General features: G+C 64.2%; 17 protein-coding genes. 7 read left to right on the top strand and 10 right to left on the bottom strand.

The window, feature by feature from the left end; all coding sequences use genetic code 11:
- Positions 1-4 precede the first annotated feature (4 nt).
- Positions 5-370 carry a DUF1236 domain-containing protein gene (locus E7813_RS05930; RefSeq protein ID WP_291571822.1) on the bottom strand — a complete coding sequence of 122 codons (366 nt, stop codon included), beginning with the start codon at positions 368-370 and terminating at the stop codon, positions 5-7.
- 238 nt (positions 371-608) lie between these two features.
- Here E7813_RS05930 and E7813_RS05925 point away from each other — a divergent pair, with 238 nt between their 5' ends.
- From E7813_RS05925 to E7813_RS05915, 3 genes are all read left to right on the top strand, one after another.
- Entirely contained in the window at positions 609-770 is a 162-nt protein-coding gene (locus E7813_RS05925) for a DUF3096 domain-containing protein (protein ID WP_291571820.1), read from the top strand.
- A 90-nt stretch (positions 771-860) separates the two neighbouring features.
- On the top strand, positions 861-3722 hold the full coding sequence (gene ppdK, locus E7813_RS05920; protein WP_291571818.1) for a pyruvate, phosphate dikinase: 2862 nt from the start codon (positions 861-863) through the stop codon (positions 3720-3722).
- 277 nt (positions 3723-3999) lie between these two features.
- Positions 4000-5466, top strand: a complete 1467-nt coding sequence (locus E7813_RS05915) for a cell wall hydrolase (protein ID WP_291571816.1) — start codon at positions 4000-4002, stop codon at positions 5464-5466.
- Between the two features lie 99 nt (positions 5467-5565).
- Here the strand turns inward: E7813_RS05915 and nadC are convergent, their stop codons facing one another.
- Genes nadC through nadA form a run of 3 tightly spaced genes read right to left on the bottom strand, consistent with a single transcriptional unit; the run spans position 5566 to position 9236 of the window.
- Positions 5566-6453 (bottom strand): carboxylating nicotinate-nucleotide diphosphorylase, encoded by an 888-nt coding sequence (nadC, locus tag E7813_RS05910; protein ID WP_291571814.1) that lies wholly within the window; start codon positions 6451-6453, stop codon positions 5566-5568.
- A 5-nt stretch (positions 6454-6458) separates the two neighbouring features.
- A complete protein-coding gene (locus E7813_RS05905; protein ID WP_291571812.1) occupies positions 6459-8066 on the bottom strand; it encodes an L-aspartate oxidase in 1608 nt (535 codons plus the stop codon).
- Positions 8067-8123: 57 nt separating this feature from the next.
- On the bottom strand, positions 8124-9236 hold the full coding sequence (gene nadA / locus E7813_RS05900; RefSeq protein WP_291571810.1) for a quinolinate synthase NadA: 1113 nt from the start codon (positions 9234-9236) through the stop codon (positions 8124-8126).
- A gap of 413 nt (positions 9237-9649) precedes the next feature.
- Between nadA and E7813_RS05895 the strand changes: the two genes are divergently transcribed.
- The 3 genes from E7813_RS05895 (at position 9650) to E7813_RS05885 (ending at position 12615) form a co-directional block, all read left to right on the top strand.
- Complete coding sequence (locus E7813_RS05895) at positions 9650-10894, top strand: MFS transporter (RefSeq protein WP_291571808.1); 1245 nt, start codon at positions 9650-9652, stop codon at positions 10892-10894.
- A gap of 45 nt (positions 10895-10939) precedes the next feature.
- Positions 10940-11926 carry an MDR family oxidoreductase gene (locus E7813_RS05890; RefSeq protein WP_291571806.1) on the top strand — a complete coding sequence of 329 codons (987 nt, stop codon included), beginning with the start codon at positions 10940-10942 and terminating at the stop codon, positions 11924-11926.
- Positions 11927-12039: 113 nt separating this feature from the next.
- Positions 12040-12615, top strand: a complete 576-nt coding sequence (locus E7813_RS05885; RefSeq protein ID WP_291571804.1) for a hypothetical protein — start codon at positions 12040-12042, stop codon at positions 12613-12615.
- Between the two features lie 8 nt (positions 12616-12623).
- Here E7813_RS05885 and E7813_RS05880 read toward each other — a convergent pair whose 3' ends face one another.
- From E7813_RS05880 to E7813_RS05855, 6 genes are all read right to left on the bottom strand, one after another.
- Positions 12624-15284 (bottom strand): DUF2339 domain-containing protein, encoded by a 2661-nt coding sequence (locus tag E7813_RS05880; protein WP_291571802.1) that lies wholly within the window; start codon positions 15282-15284, stop codon positions 12624-12626.
- Between the two features lie 14 nt (positions 15285-15298).
- Positions 15299-16276, bottom strand: coding sequence for an NAD regulator (locus E7813_RS05875; protein WP_291571800.1), 978 nt, complete (start codon positions 16274-16276; stop codon positions 15299-15301).
- Between the two features lie 19 nt (positions 16277-16295).
- Positions 16296-16802, bottom strand: a complete 507-nt coding sequence (locus tag E7813_RS05870) for a protein tyrosine phosphatase (RefSeq protein WP_291571798.1) — start codon at positions 16800-16802, stop codon at positions 16296-16298.
- Between the two features lie 69 nt (positions 16803-16871).
- Positions 16872-17489 (bottom strand): HD family hydrolase, encoded by a 618-nt coding sequence (locus E7813_RS05865; RefSeq protein WP_291571797.1) that lies wholly within the window; start codon positions 17487-17489, stop codon positions 16872-16874.
- Positions 17486-18112 carry a DNA-3-methyladenine glycosylase I gene (locus E7813_RS05860; RefSeq protein ID WP_291571795.1) on the bottom strand — a complete coding sequence of 209 codons (627 nt, stop codon included), beginning with the start codon at positions 18110-18112 and terminating at the stop codon, positions 17486-17488. Before E7813_RS05860 ends, E7813_RS05865 begins: the two co-directional genes overlap by 4 nt.
- Entirely contained in the window at positions 18109-18990 is an 882-nt protein-coding gene (locus tag E7813_RS05855; protein ID WP_291571793.1) for a folate-binding protein, read from the bottom strand. Before E7813_RS05855 ends, E7813_RS05860 begins: the two co-directional genes overlap by 4 nt.
- Positions 18991-19109: 119 nt before the next feature.
- Here E7813_RS05855 and E7813_RS05850 point away from each other — a divergent pair.
- A partial coding sequence (locus E7813_RS05850; protein WP_291571791.1) for an amidohydrolase family protein occupies positions 19110-19670 on the top strand: 561 nt, incomplete at its 3' end.

The following is a 19670-nucleotide window of genomic DNA, read 5'->3' as shown; positions in this document are numbered from 1 at the left end:
TCACTTATTGAATCACCTGCACGATACGGCGTGAGTGCGGGTCGATCAGAACGGTCTGGCCGTTCACCACGGTGTAGCGATAGGGCGTGATGCCGAATGTCTGCGGCACATCGTAGTAGGTCACGCCGGCCTCCGGCAGCACGCCGCCGACCACCACGCGATCCGGAATGGTGTATTCCGGCACATGTTCGCGGATGATGTATTCACGGAATGCCGGCCGCTGATCGGGGGCGATGCCATCGACATCGTCATTGACGATCACGCCGCCGCCGCGGACCACGCCGACGGTATCGCTCTGCGCTTGCGCCGCGATTGGCGCGGAGATCGCAGCAGCGGTGATGGCGGCAATGGTCAATATCCTGTTTCGCATGGTCAACTCCTTAGGCGATGATGCGCACCGCCCCAGCACCGGCACGCACCCCCCGCCAATTCGTTGCGCGCCGCATCGTTCCCGAAAAAAGCGGTTTCATCCGCTGCAATTTTCGGCATTTTTTGGCAGGCGCCGGAACCCGTTGAACCGACAAGCGTCTCCTATCGTGGAACTGTCCTGCAGGATAAAATCCCCGCCTCGATTCGACATATCCACATCGCACAGCGGAGAAAGTTCAATGCCCCTTAACCTCAATCCGACCCACTTCGAGCCCATCGTGGCCCTGATCGCAGGCATCATCATCCTGATCATGCCGCGCTTCCTCAATCTCGTTGTGGCGATCTACCTAATTGTCATCGGTCTGTCGGGGCTTGGCCTGTTCAAGATGTTGCACACCTAGCGTTGAACCGGCCTTCGCGGCTTGCGCCTGGTGGCCTAAACGTGGTGTAAGGCGCGCATCTTCCTTCCTCCTTGCGGATTGTTTGCAGTCATGGCCAAAGCCGTAGCTAGACCTAAAAAAATCGCAGCGAAATCAAAGCCGTCGATGGCGGCCCGGGCCAAGGCCGCGCCGCCGGCCGGCGCCCGCAAGGCGCTGAAGAAAAGTCCGGCCAAACCGGCGCCGAAGCCAGCCGTCAAAGGCGGTGCGAGCAAGTCCGCTACCGATGCGGTGAAATCCGGCAAATGGGTGTTCACATTCGGTGACGGCAAGGCCGAAGGCAAAGCGGGTTTGCGCGATTTGCTCGGCGGCAAGGGCGCCAACCTCGCCGAAATGGCCAATCTCGGCCTGCCGGTGCCGCCGGGCTTCACCCTTCCGACCTCGGTTTGCACTTATTTTTACGCGCACGACAAATCCTATCCCAAGGAGTTGAAGGCGCAGGTCGAAAAGGCGCTCGACCATGTCGGCCAACTGACCGGCAAGGCGTTCGGCCATCCCAAGAACCCGCTGCTGGTTTCGGTGCGCTCGGGCGGCCGCGCCTCGATGCCGGGCATGATGGATACCGTGCTCAACCTCGGCCTCAACGACCAGACGGTGGAAGCGCTGGCCGAACTGTCCGGCGACCGCCGCTTCGCCTATGACAGCTACCGCCGCTTCATCACCATGTATTCGGACGTGGTGCTCGGTTTCGAGCATCATCATTTCGAGGATATCCTCGATACCTTCAAGGATAGCCAGGGCTACACGCTCGACACCGACCTCTCCGGCGACGACTGGGTCGACGTAGTCGGCCGCTACAAAGACGCGGTGGCGCGCGAAATCGGTGCCGATTTCCCGCAGGATCCGCATGCGCAATTGTGGGGCGCGATCGGGGCGGTGTTTTCCTCCTGGATGAATGCCCGCGCGGTGACCTACCGCCGGCTGCATGATATTCCCGAATCCTGGGGCACCGCTGTCAACGTGCAGGCGATGGTGTTCGGCAACATGGGCGAGACCTCGGCGACCGGCGTTGCGTTCACGCGCAATCCTTCGACCGGCGAGAGCAAGCTGTACGGCGAATTCCTGATCAACGCGCAGGGCGAAGACGTGGTGGCCGGAATCCGCACGCCGCAGGACATCACCGAAGACGCACGCAAGGAATCCGGTTCCGACAAGGCGTCGATGGAAACCGCGATGCCCGAGGCGTTCAAGGAACTGACGCGGATCTATACGCAGCTCGAAAAACACTACCGCGACATGCAGGACATGGAATTCACGGTCGAGCAGGGCAAATTGTGGATGCTGCAGACCCGCGGCGGCAAGCGCACCGCGAAAGCAGCTTTGCGCATCGCCGTCGAACTCGCCAATGAAGGCGTGATCTCCAGGAAGGACGCGGTGTCGCGGATCGACCCGGCCTCGCTCGATCAATTGCTGCATCCGACCATCGATCCCTCCGCGACGCGCGATGTCATCGCCACCGGGCTGCCGGCCTCGCCGGGTGCGGCCGCCGGCGAAATCGTGTTCTCGTCCGATGAAGCGGCGAAGCTGCAGGCCGACGGACGCAAAGTGATCCTGGTGCGGATCGAGACCAGCCCCGAGGACATTCACGGCATGCATGCGGCCGAAGGCATCCTGACCACGCGCGGCGGCATGACTTCGCACGCCGCGGTGGTCGCGCGCGGCATGGGCAAGCCCTGCGTTTCCGGCTGCGGCACCATCCGCGTCGACTACGGCCGCGGCACCATGAGCATCGGCCCGCGCACCTTCAAGACCGGCGACGTGATCACCATCGACGGTTCGCTGGGCCAGGTGCTGGCCGGGCGGATGCCGATGATCGAGCCGAAACTGTCGGACGAATTCGGCACGCTGATGGGCTGGGCCGATTCGGTCCGCAAGCTCGGCGTTCGCGTCAACGCCGATACGCCGGAGGACGCGCGCACCGCCATCAAGTTCGGCGGCGAGGGCATCGGGCTTTGCCGCACCGAGCACATGTTCTTCGAGGAGACGCGAATCCGCACCGTGCGCGAGATGATCCTGGCCGAGGACGAACAGGCCCGCCGCGCCGCGCTGTCGAAGCTGTTGCCGATGCAGCGGGCGGATTTCGTCGAACTGTTCGAGATCATGAAAGGCTTGCCGGTGACGATCCGGCTGCTCGATCCGCCGCTGCATGAATTCCTGCCGCACACCCAGGCCGAGATCGAGGAAGTGGCGCGGGCGATGAATACCGATCCGCGGCGTCTGGCCGATCGCGCCCGCGATCTGGCGGAATTCAATCCGATGCTCGGTTTCCGCGGCTGCCGCCTCGCCATCGCCTATCCTGAAATCGCCGAGATGCAGTCGCGGGCGATATTCGAGGCCGCGGTCGAGGCCGGAAAACGCACCGGCAAGGCTGTCGGGCTGGAAGTGATGGTGCCGCTGATCGCGACCAGAAAGGAGTTCGATCTGGTCAAGGCCCGGATCGACGCCACCGCGCAGTCGGTGATGAAGGAAACCGGCGTCAAGCTCGCCTATCAGGTCGGCACCATGATCGAATTGCCGCGCGCGTGCCTGATGGCCGGCGATATCGCCGAGACCGCGGAGTTCTTTTCGTTCGGCACCAATGACCTCACGCAAACCACCTACGGCATCAGCCGCGACGACGCCGCGGGATTTCTGGGCACCTACATCGCCAAGGGAATCCTGGAGATCGATCCGTTCATCTCGGTCGATCGCGACGGCGTCGGCGAACTCGTGAAGATCGGCGTGGCGCGCGGGCGCAAGACCCGCTCGGATCTAAAAGTCGGCATTTGCGGCGAGCATGGCGGCGATCCCGCCTCGGTCGCGTTCTGTCACGAAATCGGGCTGGATTATGTCTCCTGCTCGCCCTACCGCGTGCCGATCGCGCGGCTGGCCGCCGCGCAGGCCGCACTCGGCAAGACCGTCGCCAGCCAGGCATGAGTTCGTCATTCCGGATCGATGCTTCGCTCCGGAATGGCGCAACCGATTGTTATTCATCATCTTTGTTGACGCGACATTTACCAATTTGTTCGGGCGGCTGTTTACCAATGTTTTCGATGTGACCGGCGCTAACCTCGCGATTTCTTGCGTGTGGCGCGCCGGCAACGGCAGTTAACTCCCCCGCAACCTAAATTCGATACGACCAAAAAAGGTCAAATTGCACGGATGTACTGCATTCGACCGCGTCAGTGTTGTGTAGCGTTGCGTGAGCGTATCGATGTCAGAGTTGCATCACCGGCCGGAGCGCGCGCGGTTAGCGTTCTTCGGTCTTGGTCTCTGCGTCCTCGCATTGACCCCGACGGAAGTCGGATATCAGGATATCGCATCGCTGCTGGCCCGCCAGCCCGGCGTCGCCGAACGGTGGCAGACGCGGGTGTTTTCCTCGGCCAGGAACATCCAGGTCGCCACCTACAGCTTCGCGCTGCCGATCGGAACCTCGTCGCCTTCGTCGCCGCAGACCACGGCCTATCGGCTGGCCAGCCTCGACAACCAGGGCATCGACATCACGGGATCGGTGACGCGCAACCCGATTACACTGCCGCCGCCGCGCTATCAGGCGTCGGATTTTCCCAGGGTCGATCGCACGCTGAAGGGCGACCGGCTGGTCAAGCTTCCGGCCGAGCCGGCGGCGCCTGCTGATACGACGCCGAAGACCGAGGATCCATCGACATCGAACGCGTCGGTGAAGGGCGCGAAAACCGCCGAGATCGCTCCTGCCAGCGAGCACACGCCGCTCGATCCGGAACTGGCGGAAGCGATGAACGCGCCACCGCTTCCGCAATACGACGTGTCGATGTCGCTGGAAGCCCAGCCGCTCGACGACCTGAAAACCGACCCCGGTGCTGTCGCGAGCGCGATCGAGTCCGCGCCGTCGCACGACGTATTTTCGGTGAAGACCGCCAGCCTGTTTTTCGGAAGCTCGTCGCTCGGCGGCTCACTGGAGACCATGGAACGCTGGCAGCCGGGCGAGGAGCCCTTGATCGTGATGCCGGATTCCGCTCCCGATCCCGACATGAAAGTGATGGCATCGCTGCCGACGGCTGCCGATGAGCCGTCCAGGCCTGTCGAGAGCGGTGAGAGCATCGCCCCCAAGGGCGAGGTCAATTCCGACAACCAGCACGCCAAGACGCCGGCCGAGCGTCTCGGCCTGTTCGACGAGAAGGCGCGCGCCAAGTCGGAGAAGTGTCTGGCCGAAGCGGTGTATTTCGAAGCGCGCGGCGAAGCCGTGCGCGGCCAGATCGCGGTGGCGCAGGTGGTGATGAACCGCACCTTCTCGGGCTTCTATCCGAACACCGTGTGCGGCGTGGTCTATCAGAACAAGCACCACCACATGGCGTGCCAGTTCACCTTTGCCTGCGACAACAACCCGGACGTGATCAAAGAACCCGACATGTGGGATCGCGCCAGGAAGATCGCCAAAGCCATGCTCGACGGCCAGATATGGCTGCCGGAAGTCGGCAAATCGACCCACTACCACGCTTATTACGTGCGCCCGTCCTGGGTCAGCGAAATGAAGAAGATGTACCAGTTCGGAGTGCACACTTTCTACCGGCCAAAAGCCTGGGGCGACGGCAGCGATGCGCCGAGCTGGGGCACGCCGGCGCAGACCGCGGCGCTTTCTTCGGAACTCGTCCACGAGGCGAAGAGCGAAGCCGAATTGAGTCCGAATTCGATACGGCGTTAGAGCGTTTTCGAGCGAAGTGGATACCGGTTCGCGTAAAGAAAACGCGTCAAAAACTAGAATCTAGAGCCCCGTTCCGATTCCATCGGAACGGAAACGGCTCTAGGCGTCGATATCGAGTGCTACGTCGAAATTCGGCGCCGAATGCGTCAGCGCGCCGGACGAGGCGTAGTCCACGCCGGTTGCGGCGATCTTCGCGATCGAGCCTTGGGTGACGCCGCCGGAAGCTTCCAGCACCACCCGCCCGGCGGCGAGCTTCACCGCCTCGGCCAGCGTCGCAACATCCATGTTGTCGAGCAGCACCACGTCGGCGAGACCGGTGTCGAGCACCTCGCGCAACTGCGCCAGCGTGTCGACCTCGATCTCGATCTTGACCAAATGCCCGGCATGGGCCCGCGCGCGCTCCAGCACCGGCCGCACGCCGCCGGCGACCGCGATGTGGTTGTCCTTGATCAGGATCGCATCGTCGAGCCCGAAGCGGTGGTTGAAGCCGCCGCCGCAGCGCACGGCATATTTCTCCAGCGCGCGCAGGCCCGGCGTGGTCTTGCGGGTGCAGCAGATGCGCAACTTGGTGCCGGTGGTATGGCGGACATAATCGGCCGTCAGCGTGGCGACGCCGGACAGCCGGCCGACGAAATTCAGCGCCGTGCGCTCGCCGGCCAGCACGGCGCGGGCCGGGCCTGAAATCGTCAACACATGCACGCCGGCGGCGACGGCGCCGCCATCGCGAGAATGCGCCTCGATGCTGATGTCCTGGGAAAGTCTCTGAAACGTCGCAACCGCCAGCGGCAATCCGGCGATCACGCCGGCCTGCCGCGCGATCAGGACGGCATGGGCGTGGGTTTCTTCCGGGATGGTGGCAATCGAGGTGACGTCGCCGGCCCGGCCGAGGTCTTCCTCCAGCGCGCGATGCACCGCCTCGTCGATGACAAGCGGCGACAGGAACGCTTCGGGAGCGAGCAGCGAGGCCGGGGTTGTCACGATGGGCATTCGGATCAGGCGATCATTGGCTGCGCCGTTCGCGCCGTCGCGCGCCCGGAGAGCGACGTTGCGATGTCGTGCGCCGCCGCCAGCGTCGTCATGGTGCGATGCGCCAGCGCCGGCTTCTCGGCCGGATAGTCGGAACGATAATGCGCGCCACGGCTTTCGCTACGCGCCCACGCCGATGCCGCGACCAACAGCGCCGTGGTCGCCATGTTGCGCAATGCGATGTTGCCGGTATCGCGTTCGATCGCGGCGAACGACCGTACCGCTTCCGCCAGCCCGTCGCCGTCGCGGATCACGCCGACCTGCGAGCTCATCATGTTGCGAAGGTTTGCTTCCGACAATGCGGGCATCGCGCAGTTTCGCGGTATGACCGGCGCTGCCGGCGCGCGGGCAGGGGCGGCGATCGGGCTACCGGCGATATCCTCGGCGATGCGCGCGGCATAGACCACGGCCTCAAGCAGCGAGTTCGACGCCAGCCGGTTGGCGCCGTGCGCGCCGGTGCAAGATACTTCGCCGCCGGCCCACAATCCCTTCAGCGAGGTGCGGCCACGGGCATCCACCGCTATTCCGCCCATGTGATAATGCGCGGCGGGTGCGATCGGGATCGGCTGTGTGGCCGGATCGATGCCGGCGGCTATGCAGCTTGCATAGACGGTCGGAAATTTGTCGGCGAAATGCGTGCCGAGCGCCTCGCGTGCGTCGAGGAATGCGCCGCGGCCTGCGGCGATCTCGGCGAAGACGCCGCGCGCCACGATATCCCGCGGCGCCAGTTCCGCCAGCGGATGCAGCGCCAGCATGAAACGCTCGCCCCGGTCGTTGATCAGGGTGGCACCCTCGCCGCGCAACGCTTCGGTCGCCAGCGGCGCCGGATCGCGGTCGACCATTATCGCGGTGGGGTGGAACTGGACGAATTCCGGATCGGCGATGACAGCGCCGGCGCGCGCGGCGATGGCGAGCCCAAGCCCGGAGGCCTCGATCGGGTTTGTCGTCACCGCATAGAGATGCCCGATGCCGCCGGTGGCCAGCACCGCCGCGCGCGAGGCGATGGTCAGGGGCGTTGCGGTGGCGTCGCCAACCTTGCGCAATTGCAGCCCGGTGACTGCGCCATCTTCGGTCAAGAGCGCTTCGGCGACGTAGCCTTCCATCACCCGGATCGAGGGCGTTGAGCGCACGGCTTCGATCAGCGCGGAGATGATCGCCTTGCCGGCCATGTCGCCGCGCACGTGCACGATGCGCCGGGCAGAATGCGCGGCTTCCCGGGAGACCGCGAGCTTGCCCTCGAGGTCGCGATCGAAGGGAACGCCGTAATGAAGCAGGTCGTGGATGCGCGCGCCGGCTTCGCGCGCCAGTCCCAGCGCGATCGTTTCATCGACCAGGCCGGCGCCGACCGCGACCGTGTCGGCCGCATGTGCCTCAGCGCTGTCGCCTTCGGCAACAGCCGCCGCCATGCCGCCCTGCGCCCACGCCGTCGAGGCGCCCTGGCCCAAAGGTGCCGCGGAAATCACCGTGACAGGACGCGGCGCCAGCTTCAGGGCGCAGAACAATCCGGCAAGGCCTCCGCCGACGATGACGACATCGTCGGTCTTGCGGGTGAGATCGTGAACCTGGTTCAACATGGCTGCTTCCGCTACTTGTCGTCCCCGCTTTCGCGGGGACGACAGCGTTTGTCGAGTTCAGTTCTTCAGGTTGATCATCCGCTCCACCGAACGCCGCGCCTTTTCGGCGATCATGGGATCGACGGTGACTTCCTCGCGCAGGTAGATCAGGCTGTCCAGAATCTTGGGCAGCGTGATCCGCTTCATGTGCGGGCACAGATTGCACGGCCGCACCATTTCGACGTCGGGCAATTCGGCCTGCACGTTGTCGGCCATCGAGCATTCGGTGATCATCACCACACGCTTGGGGTGCTTGTTGCGGACCCAGTTGATCATGTGCGCGGTCGAGCCGGTGAAATCAGCCTCGGCCAGCACGTCGGGCGGGCACTCCGGGTGCGCGATGATCTGCACCGACGGATCGGCGTCGCGATAGGCGCGCAGTTCGTCGCCGGTGAAGCGCTCATGCACCTCGCAAGCGCCTTTCCAGGCGATGATCTTCACGTCGGTCTGCGAAGCGACATATTTCGCCAGATACTGGTCGGGCAGGAAGATCACCGTCGGCGCATTGAGGCTCTCCACCACCTGCACCGCGTTGGACGAGGTGCAGCAGATATCGACCTCCGCCTTTACGTCGGCCGAGGTGTTGACATAGGCAACCACCGGCACGCCGGGGAAGCGTTCGCGCAACAGCCGCACGTCCGCGCCCGTGATGCTCGACGCCAGTGAACAGCCGGCGCGCGAATCCGGGATCAGAACCGTTTTGTGCGGATTGAGGATCTTCGAGGTCTCCGCCATGAAGTGCACGCCGCACTGGACGATGATGTCGGATTTGACCTTGGTGGCCTCGATCGCGAGCTGCAGCGAATCGCCGCCGATGTCGGCGACGCAATGGAAGATCTCCGGCGTCTGATAATTATGAGCCAGGATCACCGCGTCGCGGGTCTTCTTCAGTTCGTTGATCGCCTTGATGTAGGGCGCCATGAACGGCCACTCGACCGGCGAGATCACATTCTTGACGCGCTCATAGAGATGCGCGGTGGCGCGCTCGACCTCGGGCGTCCACTCCAGCGACGGCATCGGCAGCGCCCGCGCGCGTTCGACGGCGCTCACGCGGTTGCGCGTTTGAGCGGCGGGATGGCCGTGAACGGGGTTTCCGAAATCGTCGGGACCATAGATTCCAGCGATCGGCATGATAGCCTCCCCTTGGATAACCTGATATACTCAATATGAGCATATGTAGGGTTTGAGAAATCCGGCCTCAAACGGGCCGGCGTTTCAAGAGCCGCGTACCAGTGTTCCGAACAATCCGCAGCATCGCAGGGAATTCGGTGCTCATTGAGGAAATAGACTTATCCTCATAACGAGCAAATCGAATATAGCACGCCCCCTAGGCCTCCGCCAGAGGTTCGAACGGTTAAATCTTCAGGGCTGCCCGCTGCCGTCCGCAACGCTGCATTGCGGCGGGAAGTTTTGCCGAGATGCCGGTTGGGGTTTTTATGCTGATGCATTAACTAACTGCGGCAAGCGTTGATGGGCCGGCGGTCTCGCTGCCTCGCTTGCCGGGTTCTCTTTTAAGGTCCGCCCCAACGTGTCGAGGAATTGGCATGGCCGCGACTGAAGGCGATCTGCGTCCGGCCCCCGCAACCTGGCGGACGCCGCTGGTGATTGTGGTGTGCGGTTGCCTGATCGGCATGCTGACATTCGGGCCGCGCTCGACCCTCGGGTTCTTCATGCAGCCGATGAGCCGCGAGTTCGGATGGGGCCGCGACGTATTCGGCCTCGCGCTCGCGGTCCAGAATCTGCTGTGGGGAATCGGCCAGCCGGTCTCTGGCGCCATCGCCGACCGGTTCGGCACCTTGCGCGTGATCTCCGTTGGCGCGCTGCTGTACGCCGTAGGCCTCATCATCATGCGCTACGCAGCGACGCCGTTGTCGCTCGACCTCAGCGCCGGCGTTTTGATCGGCTTCGGCCTGGCTGGCTGCTCGTTCAACCTGGTGCTATCGGCGTTCGGCAAGCTTCTGCCGCCGGAATGGCGCGGCCTCGCTTTGGGTGCAGGCACCGCGGCAGGATCGTTCGGGCAATTCGTATTCGCCCCGTTCGGCGTCGCCCTGCTCGACAATTTCGGCTGGCCGGCAGCCTTGACGGTATTTGCCTGTCTGATGCTGCTGGTGGTGCCGCTGTCGCTGGCGCTGGCGACGCCCGCATCGACGTCCAGTCCCGTTCCGGTCAGCGAACAGCAGACATTCAAGCATGCGCTGGCCGAAGCCTTCGGGCATCGCTCCTATGTACTGCTGGTGCTCGGCTTCTTCACCTGCGGGTTTCAGCTCGCCTTCATCACCGTGCATCTTCCGGCCTACCTGGTCGATCGCGGCATGGCGGTTCAGACCGGCGGCTGGGTGATCGCCACCATCGGCCTGTTCAACATCATCGGCTCGCTCAGCGTCGGGTGGCTGCAGAGCAGGCTTCCGAAGCGCTACATCCTGTCGGCCATCTACTTCGTGCGCGCGATCTCGATCGTGGCGTTCATCTCGTTTCCGATCACCACGTTCTCGGCGATCGCGTTCGGCGTCATCACCGGCCTGACCTGGCTGTCTACGGTGCCACCGACCTCGAGCCTGGTGGCCCTGATGTTCGGCACGCGCTGGCTGGCGACGCTGTACGGATTCGCATTCTTCAGCCATCAGGTCGGCGGCTTTCTCGGTGTACTGCTCGGCGGCATCGTGTTCGAGAAATTCGGCTCCTACACGCCGATCTGGTGGCTGTCGGTCACGTTCGGCGTGCTGTCGGCGCTGATCAACCTGCCGATCGTCGAGGCACCGGTGACACGCCCGGTTGCGCAAGCCGCCTGATCCGGTAAACATCCGAAAGTTCGAAAAAGTTTCGGGGAGTTGGCGGTGGGAACATTCAAGGCGATCAGGATCGACAAGGCGGAAAAAGGCACCACCGTCGCACTCACGCAATTTGACGAAGCCGAATTGATGGACGGCGACGTTACCGTTCGGGTCGAATGGTCGACGCTGAATTACAAGGACGGCCTCGCCGTCACCGGCAAGGCGCCGGTGGTGCGGCGCTTTCCGATGATCGCCGGGATCGACCTTGCCGGCACCGTCGAGCAGTCGTCGCATCCGCAGTGGAAGGCCGGCGACAAGGTCGTCTGCAACGGCTGGGGCATGGGCGAGACCCATCTTGGCGCCTACGCCGAGAAGGCCCGCGTCAAGGGCGATTGGCTGGTGCGCCTGCCCGAGGGCATGTCGGCGCGCGAAGCGATGGCGATCGGTACCGCCGGCTACACCGCGATGCTCGCGGTGCTCGCGTTGGAAAAGCATGGTCTTGCGCCCGACCAGGGTCCGATCGTGGTCACCGGCGCCGCCGGTGGCGTCGGCTCGGTCGCAACCGCCGTGCTGTCGAAGCTCGGCTATCACGTCATCGCATCGACCGGCCGCATGGCCGAGGCCGGCTACCTGAAAGACCTCGGGGCGGCCGAGGTGATCGACCGCAATGAACTGTCCGGACCGGCCAAGCCGCTGGCCAGGGAGCGCTGGGCGGGCGGTATCGACAGCGTCGGCTCGACCACGCTAGCCAACCTGCTCTCGATGACGAAATATGGGGGCGCGGTCGCCGCCTGCGGCCTCGCGGCCGGCATGGACCTGCCGTCATCGGTGGCACCGTTTATTTTACGCGGCGTGTGCCTTCTCGGCATCGATTCCGTGATGTGTCCCATTGAACTGCGAAAAACCGCCTGGAACCGGCTCGCGCGCGATCTGGATCGGAGGAAACTTACTGAAATCACTCATGAAATTGGCTTGGACGAGGTTATCGGCGCCGGCAGTAAAATCCTCGCCGGCCAGGTTCGCGGCCGAATCGTGGTAAAAATTCTGTAACGGCGTTCAGACTTTACCAACCAAGCTGCTCCAATGTTGCCACGGTTGGTATGGTAAGCAGCGGGTAAAGACGTTAGGCGACTAACCCGCGCTCAGTAAGTCGGAGTTACAGCATGCTTTCGCGTTTGGTGTTGGGGGCCGTTACGGCCGGTGCGGTGATAGCGCCAGCCCTGGCCGGGCAGATGAACGCGGACGAGGCCCGCCGGTTCGTGGCCGGCAAGGTGTTCGCGTTCACCTGCTTCGATGGCACCCGCGGCGCGGGCCGGGTGCTCGAGGACATGGGTGCAGCCGGTGCGGTGCAATTCAGCGGCGCGGGCCCGGTGCGCCATTTGCGATTGCCCGGCAACACGCTTCAGATCCGTGGCCAGGCCGTCTGCGCGTCGATCAGAGGCATTCCGTTCGAGCCGTGTTTCAATCTCGACAAAAGAGACGAGCATAGTTTCCGGGGATCGGTGTCGGGAATGGGTTTCGCCTACTGCGATTTCCATCATCAGGGCGCCGCGCAGATGATGATGGTGCGCGCGATTGCGCGGCCGCGTTCGCTGCATCCGCGGGAAGCCGATGCGACGCGTACCGAGGTATCGTCGCACGTCGAGACGCCCAGGGTCGAGAGCGCCAAGATCGAGGCAGTCAAATCCGAGCCTGCGAAACCGGAGAACGCGCCGGAACTGCGCCGCTCAACCGAGTGAGTTCACGATCAGCCGGTCGGCGCGACTGGCACGGCCTGTCTGCGGAACAGGATCCTCTGGTATAGCCAGCCGATCGCCACCAGCACCAGGCCGAGGCACATGAACGACAGTGCGCGGTAAACTCCCGTCAGCGTCGACATGTCGATCAGGAACGCTTTGAGGATTGTCAGCGCGATCACCACGGCCGATGCCAGCCGCGCCCGCTGCGAATTGAAGACGATGCCGATCCCGAGCAGCGCCACTCCGAAGGTCAGCCACGCGATCGAATAGGTGTATTGCTCGGCGCCGCCGGTAACTCCCGCGGTCAGGATCGGGCCGTGATAGAGCCTGCGGATTTCAAGCGTCAGATAGCTCAACGCCAGCACCAGCGCCGCGCCCGCGACGGTATTGCCGTAGCTTGCGGGCCGCCGGCCCGACACTGCATAGGACAATAGCAGCGCCAGCACCGCCGGCATCGCATAGCCGAGCAGGATGACGTTGATGAATTCGCCGCCGACCCTGATCGGCCAGAACGCCGGATTGTCGAGCGTCAAAAGCCCGAACACCGTGGCCGCGCCGGCAAATATCGCCAGCAGCACCGCGCCGACATTGTGAACGATGCTGTCGGTACGGATCCTCAATCGCTCCAGTCCGATCGCCATGGCCAGCGCCGTGCAGACCTGCAGCGCCGTTTCGGTGAGGCCGGCCATGTTGCGGTAGACGTCGCCGCCGTTGACGGCATGGCGGATTTCCATGAACGCCAGCAGCACCGTAAACAGGATTGCCGCCGATTCCACCGCGCGCAACGGCGCGTCGTCGCCGCGGCGGCGCAGCAAGATGCCGCCGCCCCAGAATGATAGCGCCGGAATGCCGTAGCCCCACAATAGCCAGTTGAAAATCGGCGTGCTGCCGACGGCATCGCCGACGATGCGCGGCTCATATCCGATTCTCAGCACCACGATCCCGGCCAGTATCGCGGCCAGCGAGCGCAGGAACGGAATTGGCCGCTGCATCGCAATCCACGCCGTGCCCATCGACATCAGCGCCAGCGCGACGGTGAGCCAGCCTTTTTCGAGCGCAAAGGTCAGCGCCAGCGCCAGCGCGCCGAGCGCTCCGGTCGCAAACAGTGCGATCGAGATCGGTAGTCCTGGCCGGTTGTCGCGTTTGGTGAGAATTTCGGTGGCGGCCCCGAACGCCGCCGCCAGCACCACCGCCACGATCGCAAACGGAATCGAGCGATCGAGATGGGCGATGCGGGCATAGAGCGCGATTAACAGCGCCAGCGGCGTGAATACGGCGGCGGCCGACCACACCACCGGCACCATGGCGCTGGCCGAGCGTCCCTGCGCGAGGAATCCCGCGACACCGAAAGCGGCTGCGAAAATCGCCGCGGTGACGAGATGCATCGCAACCGAACTGTCGGTGGCGGCGGGGCCGATGCCGGGAAGCGGTCCGCCCGGCAGCACCAGCATGTCCGGATTGCCGCGAACCGCCCATTCCAGAAACACAGTGGCTGCGAATACCGCAGCCGCGGCGACCGCGCCGGTAGCGGCCGGTGCGCGCCAAGCGATGAGCAGGGTGACGGCCACCAGCGCCGCGAACACGATGACGGCGGTATCGGCATGGGAACTGTTGAGCACGATCATGGTTGCGCCGAACAAATAGGCCGTCAGCGATCCGGATGAGATCGGCTCGATCCGGCCGTCGTCCACGGCCGGGCCGAACATGAATCCGCAAACCACCAGCAGGCTTGCGAGAATGAATCCGGCGATCACATGGAATGCGTGCGGTCCGATCATCGACGGGCCGCATTGCAGGCACGGAACGGTCCAGAGCAACGCGAACACGATGGTGGTGACCGCAAGCCAGCGCCACAGCCTGATCCGCGCCAGTCCGAACGATGCCGCAGTGACGATCGCCAGGTAAATGTACAGCGCCCAGTAGTCCGGCCTGTCGGAGGAGACTAGGATTGGCGTGAGGAAGGCGGCGGCGACGCCAAGACCCGCCAGCGCCGGCCCGTGCAACAGCGCCGCCGCGAGCGTGCCCAGCGCTACCAGTCCCAGCAGGACAAACGCGGTCGCGGGCACAAGGAAACCATACAGCGCGTAGGCAGCATAGACGGTCGCAAAAGCGACCGACGTTCCGGCGGCGGTGAGAACGGCGGGGATGTTGGCGATCGGCAGTGCTGCGATTGCGGAGATGCTTTCCTTGCGGCGCATCCATTCACCTGCGGCGAGTAGCGCCAGCGCGAACGCGCCACCGAGCAAAGTACGCACGCCGGGTCCGAGCAGTCCGGCCTCGATCGAATAGCGGACCATGAAGAATCCGCCAAGCGCCAGCGTCAATCCACCGACCCAGACCACCCAGCGGGTGCCGATGCGCTCTTCCAGGCCGGGGTTGGATTGAGGAAGCGGCGGGGGCGCCGCCGCCGCGGCTTCGATCGGCCCCCTCGGGTCAACGTGCCGGCTCTCGGCGCCGGGTGCGGCGGCGGTTGCCGTTGGTTCGGTCGCGGCAACTGGCGATGAGGCCGTTCGGAAAGGTTCAACCTGTTGTGCCGGGCCGGGCCCCGGCTGAACTGCGGCTCCGGCAAGCGCATCGAGCCGCGTGCGCAATATGGCGGCTTCATTGAAGGCCTTGCGCGCGTAGATCAGCGCGCCGAGGGCAATCAGGAACGACAGAAATTCGAACATCAGACCTCCAGCCGTCAGCGCCGGCCGCGCACGCGCAGGCCCGGCGCGGGCCGCTCCTGCAGCACCTCGCGACGGAAACGATACAGCGCCGCTGGCCTTCCGCCGGTCTGGGTCGACATCACACCGGTCTGTTCGACCAGGGCGCCGGCTTCGACCAGCCGGCGGAAATTCTGTTTGTGCAGATGCCGCCCCGAGATCGCTTCCACGGTCCGTTGCAATTCAGTGAGTGTGAATTCGGGCGGTAAAAGTTCAAACACCACCGGGCGGTATTTCAGCTTGGCGCGCAGCCGGGCGATGGCGGTGGCCAGAATTCGCCGGTGGTCGATCCGCATCGGCACACCAAGGCTCGGGATCTTCCTGCGCGCCAAGGCCGCCGGACGCCCATCGCGCCGCGCTTCCTCGATCAATCCGGCTTCATAAAGCAGTTCGTACCGGTCGAGCACGCGCTCTTCGTCCCAATGCGCGCCCTCGGTGCCGAAATAAAGCCTGACGCGATCCTTGCGGCTGAGTGCCCGCGCAGTCTCGGGTGTCTCGGTCTGCGCGGCCCATGCCGTGAGTTCGGGATAGATGTCGCGTTCGATGATAGCAGGCCGCGCGGCGCGCCAGTCTTCCCACGGGAAAAAGCGATACCACGGCTCGAAGGCGGCGCCGGGCGCACGCGATGCATTATCGGCGGCACGGGTCAGCGCGAGATAGCCGATCGAGGCGACATGGGCGCCGGTGTCGCCCGCCTGCGTATGCCGGCCGCGATCGCCGAACGTATAGAGCTGTTCGACATAACCCAGCCGCAACCCCGCTTGCTCTTCCACCCAGGCGCGCAGGCCGATTTCGAAGGTGCGGTGCGAGACCGCTTCGAACGGCCCGAACGGAAGCCCGGCGAGCTTGTCGCCATCGCTGCCCGATGCGGTGAGGATCAGCGGCTCGTTGCCTTCGATCGCGACGATGGCCGCGGTCAGGCCGATTTCGATCGGCGTCAGAAGCTTTTCGCTCATCTGGCGGCGTTCATGGGCGTCAGTCGAGTTCGACGCGGAACGGCCGGCCTTCGACCATCATGCTGCCCGGGCCCATTTCATCGAGCGCGCGCAGCATCCGTCCTTCCCGTCCCAGCGCCTTGTCCGCCAGCGCGACGATCAGGCGGTTGGGCGACGCGATCGGGGAGGCTGTGCGGATCTGCCGCGCGATGAGCCGCTCGTCGCGGTTGGGATTGAGCATGCAGGCGGCGGCAAAGGCGCTCGCGGTGGAGCGGCTGATACCGGCATAACAGTGGACCACCAGCGGCGCGTGGCGATCCCAGCCGCGTACGAAGTCGAGCACCTGCTCGATATGGCTGTCGTTTGGTGCGAGGAATCCATCCATCTGTTCGGTGATGTCGTCCATCTGCACCTTCAGATGATTGGCCGGGAGAACCGACTCCGGACGCTGCACTTGGTTGACGTTGGCCATCACCGTCAGCACATGGCTGGCGCCGGTGGCCTTGACGGTATCGGGCAGGGCGGCGAGCGAGCAGACGTGAATCATGGCGGTCCTTTTTCGCGCCAATTATAAGCCTGCATGCGAGGTGGTGAAAGTGCGTTCAAGCCCTTCCGCTCAAGCGTGCAATGTCTTGAACCGCGCCAGGAACCGTTTCTCGGCCTTCGCCGCCGGCCAGGGCGTCAGGTAATCCTGCTGCGCCGCCGGCGGCAATCCCGGATCGCGACCGAATAGGCGTCTGGCTTCGGTCTCCGCAAACCCTGCAAGCCGTGTCGCCTCAAGATAGGCCGCGCCGCGATCGGCGGCCTTGATCTGCTGCGTGATCTTGTCTGGCAGCACCGGCGGCAGTCCGAAGCGGATGTGGATGGTCGACAGCAGCCGCTTTTCCACCCTCTTATAATCCCCGCCAAGCACCGCCTTGAACGGCGAGATCATGTCGCCCACGACATATTCCGGGGCATCGTGCAGCAGGGCGGCAAGCCGCAGGCTGACATCGACGCGCGGCATTTGCTCGCGCATCACGGCTTCGACCAGCAGCGTGTGCTGAGCCACCGAGAAAATATGCGCGCCGCTGGTTTGCCCGTTCCAGCGCGCCACCCGCGCCAGGCCATGGGCGATATCGGCGATTTCGACGTCCAGCGGCGAGGGGTCCAAGAGATCGAGCCGCCGCCCCGACAACATCCGTTGCCAAACCCGGGGAGATGTTTCGGCTGCGGATAATTTTCTGGCCGTCATTTGACCTTGAGGCGTGGCGCGCGCTGTTTTCCGGCGCAGCTTTGGTGGCAAAAGCACGTCACCAGGTGATCGTTGACCATCCCGGTGGCCTGCATGAAGGCGTAGACGATGGTCGGGCCGACGAACTTGAAACCGCGCGCGGCCAGTTCCTTGGACATCTTGATCGACACCGGCGTCGATGCCGGCACGCTGGCGGTGGTCTTGAAATGATTGAGCTTCGGCCTGCCGTCGACGAAATCCCAGAGGAAAGTCGAAAAGCCGGCGCCGTTTTCCATGATCTCGAGATAGGATTTCGCGCTTGCGACGGCGCCCTCGATCTTGGCACGGTTGCGGACGATGCCGGCGTCATTCATCAGCGCGTGAATTTTTCTGGCGTTGTAGCGCGCGATCTTTTCGGGGCGAAAGTCATCGAAGGCGCGGCGGAAGTTTTCGCGCTTGCGCAAAATCGTGATCCACGACAGCCCGGCCTGGAAACCGTCGAGCATCAGTTTTTCGTAAAGCGCGCGGTCGTCATATTCCGGCACGCCCCATTCGCTGTCGTGATAGGCGATGTAGAACGGGTCTTCGCCCGGCCACGGACACCGCGTCAGCCCATCGGCATGCAGGCGCGCCGATCTCGTCATGCCACGGTCTGCTTCGGCGTGATCAGCACGTCGTCCGGATCGGCAAGGCGGATAGCGATGCCGCCGGCCGTGAGCGGCGTCCCGGTGGCAAGCGCATCGGCAGCACGATCGACCCTGATCAGCGCAAGACCGGCGTGAGCTGCCGACGAGCCCATGGTGCCCAGCGGCTTGTCACCGGCAAGGATCGCAGCGCCCGCCTCCGGCGGCGCGCCCTCGATCACGACGCGCACGGTTCGGGTTCGCGCGGTGCCGCGATGCTGCATCCGCGACACGACTTCCTGTCCGACATAACAGCCCTTGTCGAAATCGACGCCGTGCAGGCGATCCATATTGGTTTCATGCGGAAACGCATCGCCATACATGAAGTCGAGACCGCCGCGCGGAACGCCCGACGCGATGCGATGGGCTTCATAAGCGCTGCTGTCGACCAATTCAGCGCCGATCAACCCGGCGGTTTTTTGCACCAGCGTCCCGGGGACCACTATCCGCCAGCCAAGTACGGCATTGCGCGGATCGGCGAACGCCAGATCGGGTGTCACGGCGAGATCGCCATCCCATGCCGCGAGCACGCCGAGACTGTCCGATAGATTTTCCACCGTGACCTTGGCGCGCAGCCGGTAGAAACCGAGCTTGTCGGCAAGGCCCTGCGCCAGTGCACGCGGGCAGTCGATCAGAAAGCCGCCGCCGTCGCCGGGAGGAACTTCGGTGATCAGGAAATCCGCGGTGATCTTGCCCTGCGGCGTCAGCAATGCCCCGAACCTGCCAAGGCCCGGGCGGAGCAACGTCACGTCCGTGGTGAGCAGGCCATTGAGAAAGTCGCGGGCGTCGGCGCCGCTGACCTTGACCACGCCCCGGTCGGGAAGAAATGCCGCTTTCATGGGAAGTTCTCTGGGGAAACGCCGCTGCCGGATATCACAGGGGAACGTAAGACGCTAAGGTAACGGTAACAAGGCCCGCGCGGCGTCCGGTTCCGCGGGATTGCGGGCGTCGAGGACCGATGAATCAGCGATTTGATACCATTCTAAAATCCGGCACCGTGGTCAATCAGGACGGTGAAGGCGTGCGCGACATCGCCGTCGCAGGCGGCCGCATTGCCGCGATCGGCGGGCTCGGACAGGCTTCGGCCGCCGAGGTGATCGATTGCAGGGGCTTGCATGTCCTGCCGGGCGTGATCGACACCCAGGTTCATTTTCGCGAGCCCGGCCTGACCCACAAGGAAGATCTCGAAACCGGCTCGCGCAGCGCGGTGATGGGGGGCGTCACGGCGGTGTTCGAGATGCCGAACACCGATCCGCTGACGGTTACCGAGCAGACCTTTGCCGACAAGATAAAGCGCGGCCGTCACCGCATGCACTGCGATTTCGCCTTCTTCATCGGCGGCACCCGCGAGAACGTGGCCGATTTGCCGGAGCTGGAGCGCGCGCCGGGCTGCGCCGGGGTCAAGGTGTTCATCGGTTCGTCGACCGGCGCGCTGTTGGTCGAGGATGACGAAAGCCTGCGGCGGATTTTCAAGGTCATCCGGCGCCGCGCCGCGTTTCATGCCGAGGATGAATACCGC

Origin of the sequence: Bradyrhizobium sp., from assembly GCF_004799405.1 — a bacterium.
Classification (GTDB): domain Bacteria; phylum Pseudomonadota; class Alphaproteobacteria; order Rhizobiales; family Xanthobacteraceae; genus Bradyrhizobium.
This window is presented reverse-complemented; position numbering and strand designations above follow the sequence as displayed.

Bases quoted from the DNA above. Each gene is read 5' to 3' on its own strand.
- E7813_RS05930 (WP_291571822.1), bottom strand. From the start codon at position 370: ATGCGAAACAGGATATTGACCATTGCCGCCATCACCGCTGCTGCGATC.
- E7813_RS05925 (WP_291571820.1), top strand. From the start codon at position 609: ATGCCCCTTAACCTCAATCCGACCCACTTCGAGCCCATCGTGGCCCTG.
- ppdK (WP_291571818.1), top strand. From the start codon at position 861: ATGGCCAAAGCCGTAGCTAGACCTAAAAAAATCGCAGCGAAATCAAAG.
- E7813_RS05915 (WP_291571816.1), top strand. From the start codon at position 4,000: ATGTCAGAGTTGCATCACCGGCCGGAGCGCGCGCGGTTAGCGTTCTTC.
- nadC (WP_291571814.1), bottom strand. From the start codon at position 6,453: ATGCCCATCGTGACAACCCCGGCCTCGCTGCTCGCTCCCGAAGCGTTC.
- E7813_RS05905 (WP_291571812.1), bottom strand. From the start codon at position 8,066: ATGTTGAACCAGGTTCACGATCTCACCCGCAAGACCGACGATGTCGTC.
- nadA (WP_291571810.1), bottom strand. From the start codon at position 9,236: ATGCCGATCGCTGGAATCTATGGTCCCGACGATTTCGGAAACCCCGTT.
- E7813_RS05895 (WP_291571808.1), top strand. From the start codon at position 9,650: ATGGCCGCGACTGAAGGCGATCTGCGTCCGGCCCCCGCAACCTGGCGG.
- E7813_RS05885 (WP_291571804.1), top strand. From the start codon at position 12,040: ATGCTTTCGCGTTTGGTGTTGGGGGCCGTTACGGCCGGTGCGGTGATA.
- E7813_RS05880 (WP_291571802.1), bottom strand. From the start codon at position 15,284: ATGTTCGAATTTCTGTCGTTCCTGATTGCCCTCGGCGCGCTGATCTAC.
- E7813_RS05875 (WP_291571800.1), bottom strand. From the start codon at position 16,276: ATGAGCGAAAAGCTTCTGACGCCGATCGAAATCGGCCTGACCGCGGCC.
- E7813_RS05870 (WP_291571798.1), bottom strand. From the start codon at position 16,802: ATGATTCACGTCTGCTCGCTCGCCGCCCTGCCCGATACCGTCAAGGCC.
- E7813_RS05865 (WP_291571797.1), bottom strand. From the start codon at position 17,489: ATGACGGCCAGAAAATTATCCGCAGCCGAAACATCTCCCCGGGTTTGG.
- E7813_RS05860 (WP_291571795.1), bottom strand. From the start codon at position 18,112: ATGACGAGATCGGCGCGCCTGCATGCCGATGGGCTGACGCGGTGTCCG.
- E7813_RS05855 (WP_291571793.1), bottom strand. From the start codon at position 18,990: ATGAAAGCGGCATTTCTTCCCGACCGGGGCGTGGTCAAGGTCAGCGGC.